This window comes from Microbacterium sp. str. 'China', from assembly GCF_002993305.1.
GTDB classification, from domain to species: Bacteria; Actinomycetota; Actinomycetes; order Actinomycetales; family Microbacteriaceae; genus Microbacterium; species Microbacterium paraoxydans.
On the sequence record NZ_CP027434.1, the window covers coordinates 607,795 to 629,632 of the forward strand.

The 21,838-nt window shown below is 66.2% G+C and carries 24 protein-coding genes and 1 pseudogene; 8 read left to right on the plus strand and 17 right to left on the minus strand.

The features are described 5' to 3' along the window. Positions 1–4 precede the first annotated feature (4 nt). From C6C15_RS02800 to C6C15_RS17015, 5 genes are all read right to left on the minus strand, one after another. Positions 5–697 (minus strand): copper resistance CopC family protein, encoded by a 693-nt coding sequence (locus tag C6C15_RS02800; protein WP_029266231.1) that lies wholly within the window; start codon positions 695–697, stop codon positions 5–7. Continuing rightward, on the minus strand, positions 690–1,604 hold the full coding sequence (locus C6C15_RS02805) for a cation diffusion facilitator family transporter (RefSeq protein ID WP_029266230.1): 915 nt from the start codon (positions 1,602–1,604) through the stop codon (positions 690–692). The genes C6C15_RS02800 and C6C15_RS02805 overlap by 8 nt, the downstream gene beginning before the upstream one ends. A gap of 10 nt (positions 1,605–1,614) precedes the next feature. Further along, positions 1,615–2,604 carry a flavin-containing monooxygenase gene (locus tag C6C15_RS02810; protein ID WP_029266228.1) on the minus strand — a complete coding sequence of 330 codons (990 nt, stop codon included), beginning with the start codon at positions 2,602–2,604 and terminating at the stop codon, positions 1,615–1,617. Further along, positions 2,604–3,269, minus strand: coding sequence for a DsbA family protein (locus tag C6C15_RS02815; protein WP_029266226.1), 666 nt, complete (start codon positions 3,267–3,269; stop codon positions 2,604–2,606). Before C6C15_RS02815 ends, C6C15_RS02810 begins: the two co-directional genes overlap by 1 nt. Before the next feature lie 79 nt (positions 3,270–3,348). Then, the gene (locus tag C6C15_RS17015) at positions 3,349–3,648 is read right to left on the minus strand and encodes a hypothetical protein (protein WP_143049227.1); all 300 of its coding nucleotides are present in this window, start codon (positions 3,646–3,648) and stop codon (positions 3,349–3,351) included. 265 nt (positions 3,649–3,913) lie between these two features. Between C6C15_RS17015 and C6C15_RS02820 the strand changes: the two are divergent. The 6 genes and pseudogenes from C6C15_RS02820 to C6C15_RS02845 all read left to right on the plus strand — a co-directional run bounded on the left by C6C15_RS02820 (position 3,914) and on the right by C6C15_RS02845 (position 8,635). Further along, positions 3,914–4,322: pseudogene (locus tag C6C15_RS02820) on the plus strand (arsenate reductase/protein-tyrosine-phosphatase family protein). Between the two features lie 251 nt (positions 4,323–4,573). Next, positions 4,574–5,011 carry a hypothetical protein gene (locus C6C15_RS02825; RefSeq protein WP_136025417.1) on the plus strand — a complete coding sequence of 146 codons (438 nt, stop codon included), beginning with the start codon at positions 4,574–4,576 and terminating at the stop codon, positions 5,009–5,011. Next, on the plus strand, positions 5,011–5,397 hold the full coding sequence (locus C6C15_RS02830; RefSeq protein WP_029266222.1) for a hypothetical protein: 387 nt from the start codon (positions 5,011–5,013) through the stop codon (positions 5,395–5,397). The genes C6C15_RS02825 and C6C15_RS02830 overlap by 1 nt, the downstream gene beginning before the upstream one ends. A gap of 120 nt (positions 5,398–5,517) precedes the next feature. Then, a complete protein-coding gene (cmtR, locus tag C6C15_RS02835) occupies positions 5,518–5,853 on the plus strand; it encodes a Cd(II)/Pb(II)-sensing metalloregulatory transcriptional regulator CmtR (RefSeq protein ID WP_029266220.1) in 336 nt (111 codons plus the stop codon). Next, on the plus strand, positions 5,850–7,934 hold the full coding sequence (locus C6C15_RS02840; RefSeq protein WP_231479865.1) for a heavy metal translocating P-type ATPase: 2,085 nt from the start codon (positions 5,850–5,852) through the stop codon (positions 7,932–7,934). Before cmtR ends, C6C15_RS02840 begins: the two co-directional genes overlap by 4 nt. A 44-nt stretch (positions 7,935–7,978) precedes the next feature. Beyond that, positions 7,979–8,635 (plus strand): DsbA family protein, encoded by a 657-nt coding sequence (locus C6C15_RS02845; protein ID WP_029266216.1) that lies wholly within the window; start codon positions 7,979–7,981, stop codon positions 8,633–8,635. 46 nt (positions 8,636–8,681) lie between these two features. Here the strand turns inward: C6C15_RS02845 and C6C15_RS02850 are convergent, their stop codons facing one another. The 12 genes from C6C15_RS02850 to C6C15_RS02910 all read right to left on the minus strand — a co-directional run bounded on the left by C6C15_RS02850 (position 8,682) and on the right by C6C15_RS02910 (position 20,009). Beyond that, entirely contained in the window at positions 8,682–9,086 is a 405-nt protein-coding gene (locus C6C15_RS02850; RefSeq protein WP_029266214.1) for an arsenate reductase ArsC, read from the minus strand. Positions 9,087–9,107: 21 nt separating this feature from the next. Continuing rightward, positions 9,108–10,106 carry a metalloregulator ArsR/SmtB family transcription factor gene (locus tag C6C15_RS02855; RefSeq protein WP_029266212.1) on the minus strand — a complete coding sequence of 333 codons (999 nt, stop codon included), beginning with the start codon at positions 10,104–10,106 and terminating at the stop codon, positions 9,108–9,110. Further along, positions 10,103–11,200, minus strand: a complete 1,098-nt coding sequence (arsB, locus tag C6C15_RS02860) for an ACR3 family arsenite efflux transporter (RefSeq protein WP_199787685.1) — start codon at positions 11,198–11,200, stop codon at positions 10,103–10,105. The genes C6C15_RS02855 and arsB overlap by 4 nt, the downstream gene beginning before the upstream one ends. After that, the gene (gene trxA / locus C6C15_RS02865; RefSeq protein WP_029266209.1) at positions 11,197–11,523 is read right to left on the minus strand and encodes a thioredoxin; all 327 of its coding nucleotides are present in this window, start codon (positions 11,521–11,523) and stop codon (positions 11,197–11,199) included. The genes arsB and trxA overlap by 4 nt, the downstream gene beginning before the upstream one ends. Continuing rightward, entirely contained in the window at positions 11,520–12,497 is a 978-nt protein-coding gene (gene trxB, locus C6C15_RS02870; RefSeq protein ID WP_029266208.1) for a thioredoxin-disulfide reductase, read from the minus strand. Before trxB ends, trxA begins: the two co-directional genes overlap by 4 nt. A gap of 304 nt (positions 12,498–12,801) precedes the next feature. Next, the gene (locus C6C15_RS17465; protein ID WP_442789450.1) at positions 12,802–12,990 is read right to left on the minus strand and encodes a hypothetical protein; all 189 of its coding nucleotides are present in this window, start codon (positions 12,988–12,990) and stop codon (positions 12,802–12,804) included. Between the two features lie 531 nt (positions 12,991–13,521). After that, positions 13,522–13,866 (minus strand): metal-sensitive transcriptional regulator, encoded by a 345-nt coding sequence (locus C6C15_RS02880; protein WP_029266204.1) that lies wholly within the window; start codon positions 13,864–13,866, stop codon positions 13,522–13,524. 23 nt (positions 13,867–13,889) lie between these two features. Further along, positions 13,890–16,133 carry a heavy metal translocating P-type ATPase gene (locus tag C6C15_RS02885; RefSeq protein WP_371511043.1) on the minus strand — a complete coding sequence of 748 codons (2,244 nt, stop codon included), beginning with the start codon at positions 16,131–16,133 and terminating at the stop codon, positions 13,890–13,892. A 73-nt stretch (positions 16,134–16,206) separates the two neighbouring features. Further along, on the minus strand, positions 16,207–16,461 hold the full coding sequence (locus tag C6C15_RS02895; protein ID WP_029266198.1) for a YHS domain-containing protein: 255 nt from the start codon (positions 16,459–16,461) through the stop codon (positions 16,207–16,209). Positions 16,462–16,482: 21 nt separating this feature from the next. Continuing rightward, on the minus strand, positions 16,483–18,804 hold the full coding sequence (locus C6C15_RS02900) for a heavy metal translocating P-type ATPase (RefSeq protein ID WP_029266196.1): 2,322 nt from the start codon (positions 18,802–18,804) through the stop codon (positions 16,483–16,485). A 45-nt stretch (positions 18,805–18,849) separates the two neighbouring features. Next, complete coding sequence (locus C6C15_RS02905; RefSeq protein ID WP_029266194.1) at positions 18,850–19,800, minus strand: hypothetical protein; 951 nt, start codon at positions 19,798–19,800, stop codon at positions 18,850–18,852. Continuing rightward, positions 19,797–20,009: a heavy-metal-associated domain-containing protein gene (locus tag C6C15_RS02910; RefSeq protein ID WP_029266192.1), complete on the minus strand. Its 213-nt coding sequence runs from the start codon at positions 20,007–20,009 to the stop codon at positions 19,797–19,799. The genes C6C15_RS02905 and C6C15_RS02910 overlap by 4 nt, the downstream gene beginning before the upstream one ends. Before the next feature lie 104 nt (positions 20,010–20,113). Between C6C15_RS02910 and C6C15_RS02915 the strand changes: the two genes are divergently transcribed. Together C6C15_RS02915 and C6C15_RS02920 are read left to right on the plus strand one after the other, a co-directional pair. Then, positions 20,114–21,274, plus strand: a complete 1,161-nt coding sequence (locus tag C6C15_RS02915; protein ID WP_105949240.1) for an FAD-dependent oxidoreductase — start codon at positions 20,114–20,116, stop codon at positions 21,272–21,274. Positions 21,275–21,344: 70 nt separating this feature from the next. Then, positions 21,345–21,791 carry a DUF6153 family protein gene (locus C6C15_RS02920; RefSeq protein ID WP_029266188.1) on the plus strand — a complete coding sequence of 149 codons (447 nt, stop codon included), beginning with the start codon at positions 21,345–21,347 and terminating at the stop codon, positions 21,789–21,791. Positions 21,792–21,838 lie beyond the last annotated feature (47 nt).

Here is a 21,838-nt window from a genome sequence, read left to right on the forward strand (position 1 = left end):
CCGGTCACGCATCGTGACCCCCCTCCCCAGCCGCCGTATCTCTAGAAGCCTGGGCACGGTCTTGCTGGTGGCGCCGGCGTCCGGCCAGAATCACTCCGACGACGCCGAACCCGAGAATCACTGCCAGGCCGCCGACGAAGAACACGGGCAGCATCTCGGACTCTGCTCCGCCTGATGGTGTGCCACCGTATGTCTGCCTGGCAGGAGCGGGCTCTGGCTCCTCCGTAGTGTTGTCGGATTCTTCCGGGCTGGGACTGGGATTGGGGCTCGGCGTTGCGGGTGGCGCGGTTTTCGTACTCGGTCCGGGCTGTCCGACGGTGTACGAGAACTGCCCGCTGATCGGATGCCCGTCCCCAGAGACTGTCTTCCAGCGCACTGTGAACAGACCATCGGCGGCTTCCGGGGAGAGATGCTGAGTGATCGATTGACCGCTCACCGTCGGCGAATCGACAGCAACGTCTTCTCCGCCTTCATCAAGGACCTCGATGATCGTCGTGCCGGCCTCGTTGTTGAGGGTTCCCGTGAACATCAGTGAGATCTCATCAGGCGAGCCGCTGATGGTCGAGTCGGCAACGGGGTACGACGAGTCGAAGTTGTCGTCAGCGACAGCGACCGTCGGGGTGGCGACGACGACTGCTCCTGACAACAGCACGGCGGATAAGACAATGGCGGTGCGTCTGGGGAGGTTCTTATGCATGGGTGTCGTGCTCTCCGGGATGCGATTCGGGTTCGATCTGGAAAGTGGAGTGCTCGATGCTGACGGCGAAGTGCTCGCTGACGCACTCCTGAAGAGTTGTCAGCAACGCCGCGGAGGTCTCCATGGTGACGGTGTCGTCGACCACGACGTGGGCACTGAGGGTGGGGAGGTCCGTTGAGACCTGAGTCGCGTGCAGATCATGCACCGCGACCACGTGCGGAAGGGCAAGGATGTGGCGGCGGACATCGTCCAGATCGAGACCCGGGGGTGTCGATTCCAACAGCACACGTCCGGATGCTCGCAACAGGATGAGCGTGCGAGGGATGATGAGCAGGGCGATCAAGATACCGGCGACGGCATCGGCCTGATACCAGCCGAAAGCGGCGATGAGGATCGCGCTGGCGATCACGCCTACGGAGCCGAGGGCGTCGTTGACGACCTCGAGGAATGCGGCGCGCATGTTGAGATTGCGTCCGCGGCCGCTGAACAGGACGAGCATGGATGCGATGTTGGCGACCAGGCCGACGATACCGAAGAACAGCAGGCTTCCTGACGCGATCTCTGGGGGTTCGAAGAGCCGCCGTATACCTTCGACGAGCGCGAAGATGCCGACCCCGAGGAGCAGCGCTGCTTGGGCGAGTGCTCCGAGAACCTCGGTCCTTTGCAGGCCAAAGGTGTACTTGGGGGTGGGAGGGCGATTCATGAGATGCGCCGCGGTGACGGCCATAGCCAACCCGGTGACATCGGTGAGCATGTGCGCCGCATCGACGAGTAGTGCGAGGCTGCCGGTGATGATCGCCCCGATCACCTCGATGACGAAGACCGAGGAGGTGATCGCGAAAGCGATGATCAGACGATTGCGGGGAGTGGCGTCACCCACTCCGTGCGAGTGCCCTGCTTCTGTCATGGTGATCCTTTCAGGGGCGGTCGATGATGTTGGGGGCGACGATGGCAGCATCACTCCATGCCCCCGGAATCGTGTCTGCGCCGGTTCGGGAGTACTTCGGGATGCCGACCGTGAACAGTCCGGGAATATGCGTGTTGGCTTGTGTCCGAGCACCGGTGGGTTCCGGGGCGGGTAGCCACTTGTCGCCGGGTTCGTAGCCGGTAGCGAGGATCATGGAGTGCGGCTGCATCGTCGACTCATCGGCAAATGTCACGACGGCTCCGTCGGCCTCCACGACGGGGGGCGCGTGGCTCACGCCGGCCAGAGCGGTGGGCGCGGGGCCGGAACGAATCGAGTGGTTGCGGCGCAGCCTCGGCCAGATGGACCATCGCGCTGACGGCCGCGGTCGTTCTGTTCGGGTGGATAGAGTGACATCTCGCGAGTGAGCGAGTTCTTCGGCGATCTGTACGCCGCTGAACCCTCCGCCGACCACCAACACGGTCCCCGAAGGGATCTGGCCCGGGTGTAGGTACTGACTGGAATGTAGAACCGTTCCGGGTGCCGACAGATTCTGGCGCCAGGTAGGGACTCGGGGCACTGCCGCAGATCCTGTGGCACAGACAACGTTTCGCGTTTGCACGTCCCCGATGGACGTCGAAAGGTGCAACGTGGATCCGTCTCCGCGGCGTTCCACCTCGAGAGCGCGAACGCCCCAGAGAGGTTTCACGCCGAGCGTCTTCTCTACAGAAGCCAGGTAGTCGCTCATCTCGCGACCGCCTGGATGACGGCGATTGTCCCCGGGAAAGGGGAACCCGGGGAGAGTGCTGTTGCGAGCATCGCTGAGAAGCCTCATCGAGTGCCAACGGGTTGCCCAGCTTCGTTGACCGGTCGGCGCGGAATCGATGATGACGAAGTCTTTCTGTGCCTCCAGCCCATAGGACGACAGCGCGGACGCCATCGCCAATCCAGATTGGCCGGCCCCGACGATAATCGCTCGGCGATGCGATAACGAACGCACCATCACTGCGTCCCGTTCACCGCAGCTTCGATGCCGTCCTCGAGGTCCGTCCACTTCTCCAATACGACCTGCTCCCCGTCGATGAAGAACGTCGGAGTGCTGCTGACGCCGAGTCGCTCGCCCTCATCAACGTCGAACTCCACTCGTTGTGCGGTCGCCGGATCCGCGACCGCTTCATCGAAAGCAGCCATATCCAACCCGAGCTCCACAGCGAAACCCCGGAACAGGTTCGCACGCGACTCCTGAGCCTCACCCCACTGGGCCTGTGTTTGGAACAAGCGGTGGTACATGTCTTCCAGCCGTCCCTGCTGGGCCGCCGCTTCTGCCGCGATCGCAGCGTTCTTCGAGTTGAAGTGGCCAGGCAACGGGAAATACCGGATGACGTAGGTGATCTCCCCATCAAACTTCTCACGAAGGTCCTCGACCAGCGGGTAGAAGGCGCCACACGCCTCGCACTCAAAATCGAGGAACTCGACCACGGTGACCGCTGCGTCGCCGCCATCGTCGAGCACATGTGAATTCTCTCGCACCACCTGAGGGCCGTCGTTGCCTTCTGTCTCGGGCGCGGAGGCCCGATTCTCACTGAGAAGGACGTACACCAGCGCGACGACAAGGAGGACAACGACGAGACCCACCGTGACGAGGATCGCCTTTTGAGACGCTTTCATTTCTCTCCAACCACAACACAGCACAACGAACGTGAACCCCACCGAATGTGAAGCGCCATCGTGAGATGGCTGATCGATGTCAGGTGCGCGACAGAGAGAGTTGCGTGAGGGAAAGAGTTCGTGCAAACGGGCGGTCGGGTGCGGCCCTCATCTCGGGCATGCGCGGAAGTCGCTCGCGATTTCCGTTCGGCACGCGATTTACGAAGGCTCGAGCGACGATGAGGATCAGGAAGGAGCAGACGAGGCCAAACACGCACCCTGTAAGGCCGATCAGTGCGTTCGCGGAGGCGCCGTCTATCAGGAGCCGTTCCGATGAGGCGCCACCAGAACCATGCGTCGACGAGCCAACCGCACCATAGCTCGTAAGCTCGGTTTCCATCGATGCAGTCGAGGTAGCAGTGAGATATGGAGAGGCGTCCGCGTCGCGATGACCACCGGACCATGCTCCGACAATCAAGAGCAGGGCCAACCCAAGGCCTGTAATGATCTTCGTTATCAGGAGCTTGTCAACAGACGCCGCCTGGTTACGAGACCGGCCAGACGTGATCATTTCACGAGGATGTTACCAGCCTCGACAATCAAACCGTACGGGTACGCACCCTCGTGGACGAGGCCTCCTGGACTAGTACCTACTAGGGCCCTCCATGACTGACACCACCACCAAGCGCTCCGTCCTCTTCGTCGGTGTCCACAACGCCGGACGCTCGCAGATGGCGGCCGGATGTCTCCGCGACATCGCAGGCGACCGCGTCGAGGTCCGCTCGGCGGGATCCATGCCCGCCGAGCGGTCCAACCCGACTGCTGACGAGGCGATGGGCGTGCTCGGAATCGACAGCACAGCCGAGCAGCCCAAAAGTGCTGACAACCGAAGCCGTGCAGGCGTCTGACGTCGTCATCAGTATGGGATGCGGCGAGGCCTGTCCGTTCTTTCTTGGCAAGCGCTACGAGGACTGGAAGCTGGACGACCCAGCGCGCCAGGGTATCGACGCCGTCCGTTCGAACTGCGACGACATCCGCGCACGCATCGAACAACTCGAGAGTGAACTCACCTGATCTCGTGGGCGGGATGGCAATCCGGTGGTGCATCGTCAGGAATGTGTCACCGCAAAGCGCGTAGAGAATCCGACGCCGTCCCCGTCCGAGTGACATCTAGCGTCATCTCACCGCGCTTCCGACATTATCGCGGCCGATGCACTCGTTCTCAGTGGGGTGTCCGACTGAACGGACATCCGGACGGGTGCAGCGGGGGGCTCCAGCGCACAAGACGCAGAACCTCTGATGTTTATCTGATGTACTCTGGTCTCATGAGCACCGCGACTTTCACCGATCTCCTCCGTAAGCCGAAGGATGTCCTTGCCCACATCGACGAGGGCCAGGTGCGTATCACTCGTCGGGATGGCGATGACCTGGTGATCCTTCGTGGCCACGACCTCGACACGCTCGAGCTTGGCGTGAAGCTCTCCAGTGAACTGCTCCGCGCTATCGGGCGGAACAGGGGCGATGTCGGCGCTGCGCTGCGGGAGCTCTTCGCGTGGACGAGTGAGTTCGATGAGGGCGAGCTGGCCACTTACGCGAGCGAAATTGAGCGGCTGGTTTACTCCGCCAGCGAGTTGGGCACGTTTGAACGCCTGCTGCGTGCTCAGCACGAGTGGCGGGAGACTGCTGCGGCTTACGCCATGGGTGCGCGGCCGGCTAAGCCGATCGATCTGACGGAGACGTCTGCGCGGGTCGAGCGCCCGTAATGGCGGGAAGGCGGGGATCGTCGGTTCCGCGACCGACAAGGGTCAGCGAGTACGAGATCGTCTTCGGCGACGTCGCGGCGGAGCGCGGGTGGCGCGACCTTCGCGCGACCGCGAAGAACGCCCTCGCGGATGCCTGGGACTACCTGACCGCTCACCCGACGCGGTTCGACAGCTCGCGCTGCTACCAGCTGAAGGGCAACCTATCTACAGCGGTGGTGGGCGGGAGGACCCTGCCCGTCTGGCAGTACAAGGTCACGGACGGCGCGAGGCTTCGCTACGCGGTCGACGCTCCCCAGCCGAAGGGCAAGAAGCCGGGACGGGTGATACTCATCGAGGCATCCCCGTCGCATCCGAACGACACGGACTCGTCGAAGAACTTCCGGTAGGCGCGATCCTGAGTGAAGCTCGGCACGTTCCAGGAGGTGGTGGACAAGGCGCCACGCCTCGATGCAGTGTCCAGTGGAGTCGCCATCGCTATAGTTCAGTGTCCCGTGTATAGTCATCGTGTGCTGACTATTGCTTCTCGTCTTGATGTGATGAACCGGCTGGGTCGGGCGATGGCCGACCCGACGCGTTCGAGGATCCTGCTGTCGCTGCTGGATGCCCCGGGTTATCCGGCCGAGCTCGCCCGTGATCTTGAACTGAGCCGCACGAACGTGTCGAACCATCTCACCTGTCTTCGGGGCTGTGGACTGGTGATCGCGACGCCGGAGGGTCGTCGCACGCGGTACGAGATCGCAGATCCGCACCTGACGGTGGGCCTGCGGCATCTTCTCGACGCGGTTGTGGCGGTCGATGAAGGCGTGCCGTGCGTTGACGAGAAGTGCGAGTGCTGCGCATGAGCGCGGAGTGCTGCGGCGACGACGAGCCGCGGAAGACAGGCACCATCCACCGCGTCGAGTTGTCGCTACCGCAGGGGGGAGACGGCTGCTGCGGCCCAGAGGTCGTGCAGGCGGCGGCGGGCGTATCTGCTCATGATGACGGCGATGCGTGCTGCGGCCCCGCCCTGCCACCAGCCGCCGGCGCCGATCACGAGTTCGAGGTGCGTCCACCGTGGTGGCGGGACATCGCTCTACTGCCGTCGGCGCTGTCCGGTGTGTTCCTACTCGCCGGGTACGCGTTCGAGTGGACGGGCCTGGAGATTGCCGCACTGGTGCTGCAGTGGGCAGCTCTGCTCGCTGGCGCGTACACGTTCGTTCCCGGTGCGATCCGGCGCGTGATCCGTGGCCGGCTCGGTGTCGGTCTGCTGATGACGATCGCTGCTGTCGGCGCCGTCCTGCTCGGGCACGTCGGTGAAGCAGCGACCCTGGCGTTCCTGTTCTCCCTCGCTGAGGCGCTGGAGGACCGAGCGATGGACCGCGCTAAGGAGGGCCTGCGCGCACTGCTGTCACTGATCCCGGAGACGGTGCGCGTCTCACGGCTCAGTGGCGACATCACGGTCCCTGCTGCCGATGTGCGCGAGCTCGACATCCTCGTCGTCGGAGCGGGCGAGCGTGTGGCGACCGACGGTGTCGTCGTCGAGGGACGCTCCAGCCTGGACACATCGGCGATCACCGGGGAGTCCATCCCGGTCGAGGTCGGGCCCGGCGACGTGGTCGCGGCAGGTTCGGTGAACGGGTCGGCGACGTTGCGGATCGAGGCGACCGCGGATGGCCGCGACAACTCCCTCACGCAGATCGTCTCGCTGGTGGAGCAGGCCCACGCCCGCAAGGGCGATCGGGCACGACTAGCGGATCGGATCGCGCGCCCGCTGGTTCCCGTCGTCCTGATCGCCGCGGCGCTCGTCGCGCTGTTCGGCTTCGTCGTCGGTGACCCCTGGACCTGGATCGAGCGGGCACTGGTGGTCCTGGTCGCGGCGTCCCCGTGCGCGCTGGCGATCGCGGTGCCGGTCACCGTGATCAGCGCCATCGGCTCCGCGTCGAAGTTCGGCGTGGTGATCAAGTCCGGGGAGGCGTTCGAGCAGCTCGGCACGATCCGCGCCGTCGCGCTGGACAAGACCGGGACGCTCACCCGCAACGAACCCGCGGTGGTCGACGTCCGACCCGCCGACGGGACCAATCGCGACGACCTGCTCGCCTGGGCTGCCGCCATCGAGGCGACCAGCACGCACCCCTTGGCCGCCGCGATCACCGCGGCATCCCCGAAGGCGCTGTCCGCCATCGATGTCGTGGAAGAAGCCGGCCACGGCATCGCCGGCCGCGTCGACGGCACACTCATCCGCGTCGGGAACGCGCGCTGGCTTGACCCGGCCGTGCTCAGCACCGCCGCCGAAGGGATGGCTGCGGAGGGCATGACCGTGGTCGTCGTCGAAGCCGACGGCGCTGTCGCCGGGCTCATCGGCATCCGTGACGAACTGCGCCCGGAGTCGGCCGAGACCGTGCGGATGCTCCACAGTCAGGGCATCGAGACCGTCATGCTCACCGGCGACAACGAACGCACCGCCCGCGCCATCGCCGCCCAGGCAGGCATCGACGATGTGCGGGCCGAGCAGCTGCCCGCCGACAAGGCCCACGCGATCGAATCCCTGACCACCGTCCGCCCGACGGCCATGGTCGGGGACGGCATCAACGACGCCCCAGCACTAGCGACCGCCACGGTCGGCATCGCCATGGGACTGAAAGGTTCGGCGGCCGCCATTGAGTCCGCCGATGTCGCGTTCACCGGCCACGACCTCCGCCTCATCCCCGGCGCGCTCGCGCACGCGCGCCGCGGGCGACGCATCATGACCGCGAACATCGCCCTGGCCCTCGCCATCATCATCGTGCTCTTCCCGCTGGCGCTGTTCGGCGTTCTCGGTCTGGCCGGTGTCGTCCTGGTACACGAGATCGCCGAGGTCGTCGTCATCCTCAACGGCGTCCGTGCAGCCCGACGCCCCGCTGCTCTCCGAGAGCTAGCGCCGGCACCCGAGCCCGCACGCGCCTGACCAACCCTGCGGTGATATCGCCGTCCGAGCTGGAGCCATCCTTCGTGAAGACCCCCGTCAAAGTCAGCCTCATCACCGGTGCCGTCGTTATCGTCCTCGTGATCGCAGCTCTGGTCGTGGTCATGCTGACCCGGCCCGCTGCTCCCGACCCTTCCGGCTCGGCGGGCGCACTGCCCGGCGCCCGGACTGACTCGCACGTCCTGGACGACGCCGGCCCGGATGCGCCGACGCTGGTGGAGTTTCTCGACTTCGAGTGCGAAGCCTGCGGAGCGTTCTACCCGGTGGTCGAACAGATCCGCGCCGACTATGAGGGCGAGATCAACTACGTCGTGCGGTACTTCCCATTGCCCGGACACTTCAACTCCATGAACGCCGCCCTCGCCGCCGAAGCGGCAGCTCAACAGGGCAAGTTCGAGGAGATGTACGCTCGCCTGTTCGAGACCCAGGCTCAGAGGGGCGAGCAGCAGACCTCTCACACCCAGTTGTTCCGGACGTTCGCCGAAGACCTAGGCCTCGACATGGACTCGTACGACGAAGCAATCGCCGACCCCGCCACCAAGGAAAGAGTCGAAGCAGACCGCAACGACGGCCAGTATCTCAACGTCAGTGGCACGCCGACCTTCTTCCTCGACGGCGAGAAGCTCGAGCTCACCCAGCTCAGGGACCTCACGGATGCCCTCGACGAGGCCGTCGCTCGCTGACACTATCGAGCGTGCGCGAGGCCCGCCTCAGCGGACAGACTTTGAATCAGAGGATTTCGTCGACCAACCTCTCGATGCGTGCCCGGATCTCGTCTCGGATCGGGCGAACAGCCTCGATGCCCTGACCGGCAGGATCGTCGAGCTTCCAATCCTCGTAGCGCTTGCCAGGGAAGAACGGGCAGGCGTCGCCGCATCCCATGGTGATCACGACGTCGGAGGCCTGCACGGCTTCGGTGGTGAGGATCTTGGGCTGCTCGGCGGTGATGTCGATGCCCAGTTCCTTCATCGCTTCCACGGCGATGGGGTTGATCTGGTCGGCCGGCATGGAGCCGGCGGAGCGGACCTCGATGCGGTCGCCGGCGATGTCGCGGAGGAACCCGGCAGCCATCTGGGAGCGGCCGGCGTTGTGCACGCAGACGAAGAGGACGGAGGGCTTGGTGGTGTCGGTCATGAGGGCTCCTGTGGGTGGTGGTCAGTGCGTGAGCTCATCGACGAGGGCGCGGACGCGGTCCTCGATGTCGTCGCGGATGGCTTCGACGCCCTCGCGGGATGCGAGGGCAGGGTCGCCGACGGCCCAGTCGTCGTAGCGGACGCCGGGGATGATCGGGCAGACGTCGCCGCAGCCCATCGTGATCACCACGTCGGCGGCACGGACGGCATCGTCGGTGAGGGGCTTGGGGAAGCGTTCGGCGGCCAGGTCGCCTTCGATCTCGGCGAGGATCGAGCGGACGTGCGGATGGATGACGTCCGCGGGAGCAGATCCTGCCGAGCGGGCGACAACCCTGCCGGCGGCGAGCTTGTTGACAAGCGCGGCAGCGAGCTGCGAACGCCCCGCATTGGCCACGCAGACGAACAACACCTGGGGTACAGCGGAGTCGCGGTCGCGCGTGAGGTCGGCGAGTCGCTGACGTGCGAAGCGTTCGGTGAGCGGGACAAGCGCTCCCGTGACTATTGCCGTGCGGGCGAGTGACGTGTACGACTCACGAACGATGCCCAGCACGGTCTCCGGGGCGAGCTCGGGGACCTCGGCGGCGAGCTCATCGGCGAGGTGGGTGATCCGCGCATCGAACTCGGGGTGGCCGGCGCGGCCTTCGGCGTCGCCGTCTTCGCCGGGCGCCGTCATGGTCGCAGGCGCGAAGGAGTCCAGCAGAGCGGTGACGGCGCCCCGGCGGCTGGGGTTGATGCGGTACCAGACCCAGGTGCCGCGCCGTTCGGAGGTGAGCACGTCGACGCCCTTGAGGACCTTCAGATGGTGCGACACGGTGGGCTGTGAGACGTGTGCGAGCTCGGCGAGATCGCACACGCAGGACTCGCCTCGCGGATCGGAAGCGATCGCGGAGAGCATGCGCAGGCGCAGCGGATCCGACAGAGCCTTTAAGGTCGCGGCGACGGTGGACGCCGCCTCGTGGCCGATGGCGTGGGTAGCGACCGGGCTGCAGCTGTCGACGGCGTCGGTGAGCGTGACGTTCATGAGGTGATCCTTTCGCCGGTGTAGGGATCGGTGTGGAACCAAGCGCGCGCCGCCCAGAGGGAGACGTAGACGAGTCCAACGAGGACGGGCACCTCGATGAGAGGGCCGACGACGCCCGCCAGAGCCTGCCCGGAGGCGGCGCCGAAGGTGCCGATGGCGACGGCGATGGCGAGTTCGAAGTTGTTCCCGGCCGCGGTGAAGGCCAGCGTGGTGGAGCGGGCGTAGTTCAGGCCCAGGCTCTTGCCGAGCAGGAGCCCTGCGAACCACATCAGCCCGAAGTAGACCAGCAGTGGCAGCGCGATCCGCGCGACGTCCAGCGGGTTGGCCAGGACCGCATCGCCCTGCAGCGCGAACAGCAGCACGATGGTGAACAGCAGCCCGTACAGCGCCCAGGGGCCGATCACGGGGAGGAACTTCTCCTCGTACCAGGCGCGGCCGCGACGCTTCTCGCCGATCCAGCGGGAAGCGAAGCCGGCGACGAGTGGCACGCCGAGGAAGACCAGCACGTTCAGGGCGATCTGCCAGACCGAGATCTCCAACCCCTGAGTGTCCAGACCCAGCCAGCCGGGCAGGACGGTGAGGTAGAACCAGCCCAGCAGTGAGAAGGCGACCACCTGGAAGACAGAGTTGATCGCGACGAGTACGGCGGTCGCTTCCCGATCGCCGCAGGCGAGGTCGTTCCAGATGACGACCATCGCGATGCAGCGGGCGAGACCGACGATGATCAGCCCCGTGCGGTACTCGGGCAGATCTGGCAGGAAGATCCAGGCGAGGGCGAACATGACCGCAGGGCCGACGAGCCAGTTCAGCACCAGCGAAGACACGAGGAGCTTCTTGTCGCCGGTGACGGCCGCGATCTTGTCGTAGCGGGCCTTCGCGAGCACCGGGTACATCATCACCAGCAGCCCGAGCCCGATGGGCACCGAGATGCCGCCGACCTCGAGGTGGCCGAGCAGGTCCGACAGAGCGGGGACGAATCGGCCGAGGAGAAGTCCTGCGACCATGGCGAGCCCGATCCACAGTGGCAGCCACTTGTCGAGGGTGGACAGACGCCGGACGGCGGCGGGAGCGGAAGCTGCGGTTGCGGTGGTCATGCGAGCAGCGCCTCGATCTTCTCGGCGATGACGGGCTTCGGGTGCGCGCCGATGAGGATGTCCGTGCCGGTGCCGTCGCGGAAGAAGCCGAGGGTGGGGATCGACGTGACGCCAGCGGCGGTCACGGTCTCGGGATTCCGATCCGCATCGACCTTGACGATCTTCACTCGTCCATCGTACTCGGCGGCGAGCTGCTCAAGAAGCGGAGCGACCTGGCGGCACGGACCGCACCAGGTGGCCCAGATGTCGACGACGACAGGGATGTCGGAGTCGAGAACTTCGTCCTCGAACGTGGCGTCGGTGACGGCGGTGAGCGTGCTCATGCGAAGACCTCCTCGGCCTCGATCGGAGCGGCCGGGTCGTTCTCGAGGTTCGAGAGGTAGTGCTGGGCGTCCTGAGCGGCGGCGCAGCCGGTGCCGGCGGCGGTGATCGCCTGCCGGTAGGTGTGATCGACCAGATCGCCGGCCGCGAACACCCCGGGGATGTTCGTGCGGGTGGAAGGATGATCCACTCGGACGAACCCGCCTGCGTCGGTGACGACCTGTCCTGTGACCAACTCCGAGCGGGGGTCGTGGCCGATCGCGACGAAGACACCGGTCGCCGCCAGCTCGCGCTCGGTGCCGGTGACGGTGTCACGGAGGGTGACGGATTCGAGCTTCTCGTCGCCGTTCAGCCGGGCGATCTCGCTGTTCCATGCCACCTCGATCTTCGGGTGGTCAAGCACGCGCTGCGCCATGATCTTCGAAGCGCGGACCTCGCCGCGACGGTGCACGACGGTCACCTTGCATGCGAAACGGGTGAGAAACAGGGCCTCCTCCATCGCGGAGTCCCCGCCGCCGACGACGACGATCTCCTGCTCGCGGAAGAAGAACCCATCGCAGGTGGCGCACCAGGACACGCCTCGGCCGGTGAGTCGCTCCTCATCCGGCAACCCGAGCTTGCGATAGGCGGAGCCCATGGTGAGGATCACCGCACGCGCACGGAACGTCTCACCCGCGCCAGTCACGATGGCCTTGATCGGTCCGTCGAGGTCGACGCTGACTGCGTCGTCGAGGAGGATGCGGGCGCCGAACCGCTCGGCCTGCTGACGCATCGACTCCATCAACTCCGGTCCGTTGACGGCGTCGACGAACCCAGGGAAGTTCTCCACCTCGGTCGTCGTCATCAGCGCACCACCGGTGGTCACCGAACCGGCGATAACGACCGGGGCGAGGTTTGCCCGGGCCGCGTAGATCGCGGCGGTGAAGCCTGCGGGGCCCGATCCGATGATGACCAGCTCAATCTGTTGATTCGACATGAATCTATATTGACATTCTTCAAAGTAAGGCGCAATCGGCGGCGAGACAGTTCACGGACACTGCACCTGGATGCCAAGAAGCGACCTCCCAATCGGGAAGTCGCCCTCTCGTGGGTCGGTCAGACTGCGCCGACGGGCCTTGCGCCGATCTGCGCAGTACGGATGGCGTGCCGCAGCAGCTGGCACCCTCGGCGTCGAAGCCGCCGGCACCGCCGCAGACCCCGGTGTCGGGAAGGACGAGCTCGTTGCGCTCCGCAGCCTCGTGATCTCCGGCAAGGTGAGCTGCGACGCTGCGGACCTGCTCCTAGCCCGTGAGCGCCAGGAAGGTGGGGGCGCGGCCATAAGACTTCGCACCGACGATGAACAGGTCCTTCTCGGGCTGCGCGAGCTGGCGTGCGCCGGTGGCTCCGACGGAGCCGCAGGAGTGGATGTTCGGGTCGATCTCCGAGGCGATGCTGGCCACGGCGTCGAGCACTGGCGAGAATACGGCCATCGCAGCCGTCCTGGTCGACCGTGTGCACAACGAATGGCTGGCCCTTGCGGCCGCTGTCTACGTCTTTGTCGCGCCCCTGCCGCGCGATTCCCGTCACCGTTGTGCCGTAGAGGACGCGGTCACCCAGCACATCGACGAGTGGGGTGAGGTACTCACTCACCCACTCCGCCCCCGTCGGGTAGCCGTTTGCCGGCGCCGTCCCGGTCGGCTCGAGCAGGCGACGCGCTGCAGTGTCGGTGAGCTCCGGCCAGCCTGAGAAGAGGCGTGCATGACCCCACTCGGACACGGCAGCACCAGCGGAGGAGCCACGCTCGACGACCACGTCATCGACGCCACGTTCGGTTAGATGGGCGGCTGCAGCCGGATGGCCAGCCCAAGCCCGTCATCGATCACGATGGCATCCTCGATCAGTTGCTCGATTCTCAGCGTCAGGACGGCGCCTTTGACTACAGGCGCGCAAAGTCCTGAGCGTCCACTCGCCCAGAGCTATCCGAGGAGCATCGAAGGCATCCGCGGGGCCGCCTCGCTGGCTTAGCGGACGAGGCGTGCGATGGCCTGGGATGCTTCAGTGATCTTGGCCTCGGCAATGTCTCCGCCTGCACGTGCGGCGTCGGTGACGCAGTGGCGGAGATGGTCTTCGAGAAGACCGACAGCAACGCCCTGGAGTGAGCTCGTCAGCGCTGAGATCTGGGTGAGGATGTCGATGCAGTACTTCTCCTCGTCGACCATGCGGTGGATGCCGCGGGCTTGTCCTTCGATCCGTTTGAGACGGGCGAGATAGCGGGCTTTGTCGGTGATGTAGCCGTGTTCGCCGTGTTCGCCGTGTTCGCAGGCGGTGTCGGACTCGACCTGGTCGGTCTCGATGGTGTCGGTCATCGTGGTCTCCGGTTCTGGATTGGTTATCGGTTGAGGATCGCGCGGGCCGTGGTTTCCGGGCGAAGGTCGAGTCGCCGCAGGAGCTGCGCGTTGAGGGCAACCACGATGGTGGACAGGGACATCAGGATCGCCCCGACCGACATCGGCAGCACGAACCCGATGGGGGCGAGGACGCCGGCGGCGAGGGGTACGGAGATCAGGTTGTAGCCGGCGGCCCACCAGAGGTTCTGCTTCATCTTCCGGTATGCGGCGCGGGACAGTTCGATGACGGAGAGCACCGAGCGGGGGTCGTCGCTGGCGAGGATGACTCCGGCAGAGGCGATGGCAACGTCCGTGCCGGCGCCGATCGCGAGCCCGACATCGGCCTGGGCGAGGGCGGGGGCGTCATTGACGCCGTCACCGACCATCGCGACCTTGCGTCCCTCGTTCTGGAGCTCCTGCACCTTCGCGGCCTTGTCCTCCGGTCGGACGCCGGCGAAGACACGGTCGATGCCGAGGTCCTCGGCCACGGTGTGCGCGACGGCTTCGGCATCGCCGGTGATCATCACGACCTGCACACCCAGCGCGTGCAGTGCATCGACGGCTTCGCGCGATTCCGACCGCACCTCATCGGCGAGCTTGAGAGCGCCGATCACACGGCCGTCCTGAACCACGTGGAGGATGATCGCACCGTCATTGCGCCACCGCTCGGCAACGGGCAGCTCCTGCGCATCTTCCTCGGTGAGCAGGTGCGGTCCCCCCACCCGTACAACGGTCCCGTCGACGGTCGCGGTGACGCCGACTGCGGGAGAGGAGGTGAAGTCCGAGCTGCGGGGCACGTCGAGGTGACGGTCGGCGGCGGCGCGGACGATGGCCTTGGCGAGCGGGTGTTCACTGTCGGCCTCCGCGGCGGCGGCCAGGGCGAGCACCCGGTCGGTGTCGTTGCCTTCGACGACTGAGACCTCGGAGACGGTCGGTTCGCCCTTGGTGAGGGTGCCTGTCTTGTCGAACAGCACGGTGTCGACGGTGCGCATGCTCTCCAGCGCGAGCCTGTCCTTCACGAGTACGCCACCGCGTGCGGCGCGTTCGGTGGCGATGGAGACGACCAAGGGGATTGCGAGACCGAGTGCGTGGGGGCAAGCGATGACGAGCACCGTGATGGTGCGGATGACGGCATCATCGGGAAGCCCAACGAGCGTCCACACGATCGCCGTGATCACGCCAGCGCCGAGAGCGAACCAGAACAGCCAGCCTGCCGCCGTGTCGGCAAGGCGCTGCGCGCGCGAGGACGAGCTCTGTGCTTCGGTGACCAGGCGTTGGATGCCGGCGAGAGTGGTGTCGTCACCGGTGGCGGTAATCTCCACGCGCAGCCCGGAGTCGGTCGCCACAGTTCCGGCCGTGACCTGGTCATCGATACCGCGCGTCACGGTGCGGGACTCGCCGGTGACCATTGACTCGTCCATCGACGCGCGACCGTCGACGATGCGACCGTCGGCGGGGACGCTGCCCCCGGGGCGAACGATGACGACATCACCGACGACGAGTTCGGCAGGCGAGACCGTCACGACCTGGTCACCTTCGACGCGTTCTGCTTCGTCGGGCAGGAGCGCGGCCAGGGAGTCGAGAGCGGACGTGGTCTGCGCGAGGGACCGCATCTCGATCCAGTGCCCGAGCAGCATGATCACGATGAGGAGCGCGAGCTCCCACCAGAAGTCGAGCTCGTGGTGCAGCAGGCCGAGGCTCGCACCCCAAGAGGCGATGAACGCAACGGTGATGGCGAGTCCGATGAGGAGCATCATCCCGGGCTTGCGGTCGCGGATTTCGCTGACAGCACCGACGAGGAACGGCTTTCCACCCCAGATGTACATCACTGTTCCCAGTACCGGGGACACCCAGGCCAGGCCGGGAATGTCGGGGAGGGTGTAGCCGAGGATCATCGCGAACATGCCCGACAGCGCGACGGTGGGGACGGCGAGGATCAGCATGATCCAGAACAGGCGACGGAACTGTCCGACGTGGTCGCCATGCCCCGCATGACCCCCGTGTCCACCGTGAGCGTCGTGTCCACCATGTGCGTCATGGCCGGCATGCTCGCCGTGACCCTGGTGGCCCATCGGCGCGCCGCTTCCGTGCGGTGCAGTATCGGGACCGTCGTGGTGCACGGCGGTGTCGTGGTGAGGGGTGTGGACGGGGGGGTCTTCTGTGGCCGCGGCGGGGACCGATGGGGTGTGCCCGTGCGCTGCGTGTTCGTGGGTGTGATCAGCGTCGTCGCTGTGTGGCTGGCTCATGAGGCTATCCTCCTCGGAAACGATGAAGCTGTGCGGGGCGATCCGTGTGCCGCCCCGCACAGGTGAAGCGATGTCAGGCTGCGGTCACGTACTTGGCGGGGTCAGCGTCGAACAGGGGGCCGCAGGCGGCGCAGCAGAAGTAATAGCGGGTGCCCTCGTAGTCGCGGTAGAGGCCAGCGGCTTCAGCGTCCGCTTTCACGACGGTGCTGCCGACCATCACGGGGCATTCGGCGAGCTGTTCGGCGGACGGCGCGAGGAGGTCCTTGCGTCCGTCGGCTGGGACAGAGCCGTGGCTGTTGTGGCTGCAGCAGGATCCGGAATCAGACATGTGTGTTCCTCTTTCGTGATTTCAGTGGGTTCCGACGGTTGCGTTCCGCGTCGCATGATCACGCGGTGCGGGCGCGGCGGTCGGGGATGGGTCCGCCGCCTGGCTGCGGAACGTGCGCAGGCGGAGGCTGTTGCCGACGACGAAGACGCTGGAGAACGCCATCGCGGCGCCGGCGAGCATGGGATTGAGCAGACCGAGGGCTGCCAGCGGGATGGCGGCGACGTTGTAGGCGAAGGCCCAGAACAGGTTGCCCTTGATCGTGCCGAGCGTCTTCCGAGACAGACGGATCGCGTCGGCCGCGCTGCGCAGATCGCCGCGGACGAGCGTGATGTCGCTGGCCTCGATCGCCACATCGGTGCCCGTGCCCATGGCCAACCCCAGGTCTGCCTGGGCGAGCGCGGCCGCATCGTTGACGCCGTCTCCGACCATCGCCACGACCTTGCCCTCGCGCTGCAGCCTGGTGACCACGTCGACCTTGTCTTTCGGGAGCACTTCGGCGATGACCTCATCGATGCCGACCTCAGACGCGATCTGCTCGGCCACGGCACGGTTATCTCCGGTGAGGAGCACCGGTGTCAGTCCCAGCGCCTTCAGCTGCCTGATGGCTTCGGTGCTGGTCGGCTTGATGGTGTCCGCGACGATGAGCACACCGCGTGCTTCCCCGTCCCACCCCACGGCGACCGCGGTCTTGCCCTGACGCTCTGCTTCGCTCTTCGCGGCGGCGAGATTCTCGGGAAGGCGCTGGGACCAGTCCTCGAGAAGCGACTCGCGGCCGACAAGGACGGCGTGCCCGTCGACGATGCCCTGCACTCCCTTGCCCTCGATGTTCGCGAAACCCTCGGGTGTCGGAAGCGTGCCGACCTCTTGGACTGCGGCTTTGGCGATGGCCTGCGCGATGGGATGCTCGGAGGCGTCCTCCACCGCACCCGCCAGGCGCAGCAGCTCGCCGCGGTCGACGCCGTCAGCGGTGAACACGCCGGTGAGCGTCATCCGCCCTGTGGTCACCGTCCCGGTCTTATCCAGAACGACGGTGTCCACCCGTCGCGTCGACTCGAGAACTTCCGGACCCTTGATGAGGATGCCCATCTGCGCGCCGCGGCCCGTGCCCACCAGCAGTGCGGTGGGCGTGGCAAGGCCCAGGGCGCACGGGCAGGCGATGATCAGCACCGCGACCGCGGCGGTGAACGCCGCCGCGGCAGGGAATCCCGCGCCGAGCCAAGCGCCCAGCGTGGCGATGGCGATCGCGATGACAATGGGCACGAAGATACCCGACACCCGGTCGGCGAGGCGCTGCACCTCGGCCTTGCCCGATTGGGCGTCCTCGACGAGCTTCGCCATCTGCGCCAACTGGGTGTCCGACCCGACCCTCGTCGCCCGGATGACGAGCCGGCCACCGGCATTGACCGTCGCCCCCGTGACGGAGTCTCCTTCGCCGACCTCGACCGGCACGGATTCACCGGTGAGCATGGACGCGTCGACCGCGGAGGTGCCGGAGACGATCACACCATCGGTGGCGATCTTCTCGCCGGGCCGTACGACGAACTCGTCGCCCTCTCGCAGGTCCGCGATGGGAATGCGGGTCTCGGCGCCGGCGCGAAGCACAGCAACATCCTTCGCTCCCAGCTCCAACAGCGCGCGCAGGGCGGCGCCCGCCTGCCGTTTCGCCTTCTTCTCGAAGTAGCGTCCGGCGAGGATGAACATCGTCACCGCGGCACCCACTTCGAGGTAGATGTTCGCCGCCCCGTCCGACGGTGCCACGGTGAGCTCGAACGGGTGGGTCATCCCGGGGACGCCGGCCGTGCCGAAGAACAGCGCGTAGAGCGACCACAGTAAGGCGGCTATCGTCCCCATCGAGATGAGCGTGTCCATGGTCGCCGCACCGTGCCGGAGATTCGTCCACGCTGCCTTGTGGAAAGGCCAGGCCGCCCAAACGATGACGGGGCCGGCCAGGGCGAGTGAGAGCCACTGCCAGTAAGTGAACTGCAATGCGGGGATCATCGACATCGCAATCACAGGAAGGGTCAGCACGATGGAAGCGATCAAACGGTTCCGCAGGCTCACCAGCTCCCTATCCGGAGCGTCCTCACCGTCGACTACCGCGGACGGCTCCGGTGAGGGAAGGGCGGCCGTGTAGCCGGTCTTCTCCACCTCGGCGATCAGCAGCGCCGGGTCGAACCCGTTCGGTGCGGTGACCTTCGCCTTCTCCGTCGCATAGTTCACGGTGGCGGTGACACCGTCCAGCTTGTTGAGCTTCTTCTCGATGCGCATCGCGCACGACGCGCAGGTCATCCCGCCGATCTCCAGCTCCACGCTGGACGCGGCTGCTGACTGCGTATCCGTCATGATGTCTCCTCGATCCTTCTTGCAACTCGATGCGCACTGAGCGGGTCAGTGCCCGTCGTGCTCGGCGTCGTCTTCGGTGTCCGCCTGGTCGCCGGTGGCGGGGGTCGCCTCGAGTACGAACTGTGCGGTGTGGACCTGTCCGTCGACCTGGAAGTCCAGGTACAGCAGGTAGCGGCCGGTGGTGGGTGTCTCGGCGGTGAATTCCACCTCGGGGCCGGCCAGATCGCCCGGCTGTGGTTCCTCGCCGCGCGCGTGCACATGCAGATACGCCAGGTCGCCATCGCGCAGGGCAACGAGGTGGCCGAACGCACCGAGGTACGGCTCCAGCACCGTGACGGGTTCCCCGTCCCGAGAGACCTTGACAGTCAGTTCGCTTCCAGTTCCGGCGACCAGGTCGCCGCTGACGGTCACGTCGAAGCCGTCGACCGTGTCGCTTGTCTTGACGGCGACCTCGGGCTCCGGTGTCAGCTGCCCCGCCACATCGACGGTGCGGGAGAGCGTGGCGCTCACCCCCTCAGAGGTGAAGTCCGCATACAGCCGGTACGTTCCCGCGGTATCCCAGGACCATGGCAGCGACCAGACCCCGGTCCTCGGGTCGAGTTCGGGGTGCACGTGACGGTATTCACGCCCGTCGTTGCGGACCACGATCAGGTGCAACTGCTTATCGTGGGCCTCGTCGAAATCGGTGATCGGGACACCTGAGGGATCGCGGATGTCGAAGGAGAGTTCACCGTCCGTCTCGACGTTCGCCGGCGCCTGTACGGGGCTCATTGTGAATCCCGATGCCGCGCTCATCACTCCACTCACCCCCATCTCCTGATCGTCTTTCGTGCCAGCAGCATCCTCGGGCGCTTGCGCGTCATGCGAGGAATGCCCGGCGTCCGCCCATGCGGTCACCGTGCTGTCGGGCACGAGTGCGCCCGCGGCGGCGAAGGCGGCGCCGAAGACAACGACAAGGCCCGCGCCGTAGAGGCCGAGGCGGCCCGGGGCGTTCATGAGAGTCGGACCGCCTCGTACCCGGCCTCATCGACGGCCGCGAGCACGGCCGCGTCATCCACTGCGGAACTCGTCGTGACGAGAAGCCGGCCGGTCTGCGCACTCACTTCGATGTTCTCGACGCCGGGGACCTGGCTGACCTCGCCGCGAACAGCGACCTCGCAGTGGCCGCAGCTCATCCCGCTCACCTGGTACTCGCTCGTGCTCATGATGGCTTCCTTCCCTCGATTCGGAATACCCCGGTAGGGTACTGGTATGCCTAACCATATACCCACCCAGGGTATTCCGGTCAAGGGGGTGAAGGGAGCTTCTCATGGATAAGACCAGCTCGGATGTGCTCATCGTCGGCGCGGGCGCCGCGGGTCATTCTGCGGCGGTCACGTTGCGGCGCAGCGGTTTCGACGGGTCGATCCGGATCGTGCATGCGGAGCCGTTCGCCCCGTACAACCGCACGCTGGTGACCAAGGGCATCCTTCGTGGCCTGCTCACCCCGGAGCAATCCGCGCTGCCTGCCTTGGACTCGATCGATGTCGAGACGATCCCCGGCAGCGCTGTCGGGATGGAAGAGCGGGGCATCTTGCTGCACGATGGCAGACGGCTGATATTCGCAACGGCTGTCGTGGCGACCGGCGCCGCCCCGCGTCCCCTGCAGGCGACAGGCGTCAGCGAGGGGGTCTTCACGCTGCACAGCGCGTCCGACGCGCTACGCATCCGAGGGCATGCGGGTCCGACGTTCGAAAGGCGGGTTGTCACTGTCCTCGGTGCCGGGCTGGTCGGAGCAGAAGCAGCAAGCTACCTTGTGAGCGCTGGTGCCAGAGTGCATCTCGTCGCGCGCTCCGAAATCCCCTTGGCGCACAGCCTCGGGTTGCCGATCGCCACCCGGCTCCGCGATCTGCACGCTGCGCACACGGAGTTCCATCCAGGCCGGACAGTGCGCTCCATCTCGGCTTCCGGAAGCGGGGGTGACGTACTCCTCGATGATGGGACATCTGTATCGTCAGACGTGATCGTCCTCGCCCACGGAACAGTTCCGGCTGTCTCATGGATCCGCTCAGACGGTGCCGCGATCGAGGTCGATGACCGGCTCCGTGCCAGGACGATCCCGGCAGTGTATGCGGCCGGTGGGGTCGCCGCTCATGTCGGTCCCGACGGTTCGCTCTATCGTATGGATCATTGGGATGATGCGGTGGCACAAGGGGCTCACGCCGCCCGAGCGCTGCTTCATGATCTGCACGGCGGGGACGATCCTGGCCCGTACCGGCACGTTTCCGGGTTCACGGTGAATGTGCACGGCGTCACGCTGAGTGGAGCGGGCGTCGTCTTGCCGCAGGCGACCGCGGAAACGACGTCATCGGCCGGCGGCGGCCTCGTCTCGACCTTCAGGACCGCCGACGGCAAGAGGGCGGGTGCTGTCGGGTGGTCAGCGGCAAGGGAAATCCTGGCGGTCAAGCACGACCTGGCAGGCGGCTTCTGAGTGTGCACAGGATCGATGTCGGGCACACAGGCGGCGGTGCTAGCGTCGTGAGGAACAGGAAGGATCGAGGATGCAGGTGACGGTTCGCGCCACAAGCCCGCAGTTGTCGCTGCGCACCCTGCTGATGCTCGGCACCGCGGCCGTCCTGATCATCGTCGGCCTCCTGGGCATGCACACCTTCACCGCGGAACCTGCCGGGCACGGCTCCTCGGGCGTCGCCCATTCCGCATCGACAGTCGCTCACGTTCCGGACGCCACGGCGAGCCTCGACGACGGTGGTGCCGCTGCCTGCGACGGGCCGTGCCACGTGACCACCGGACAAGGGCAGGGTCACGACGACATGGTCACCGCCTGCGTACTCGCGTTGCTGGCCGGCCTTCTGCTCCTCGTCCCACCGACGTTTGCCCGACGCTCCGGCATCTCCCTTCGCGAGGTGACCAGCTGGTTGCGGTGGGAAGCGACCGATGCCCTCCCTCGTGGCCCCTCGTTGACGGTTCTTTCGATCAGTCGAACTTGAGTATTCGCACGCCGACCCAACTGTGGGCGGCCCTGCGGCGCCCGTTG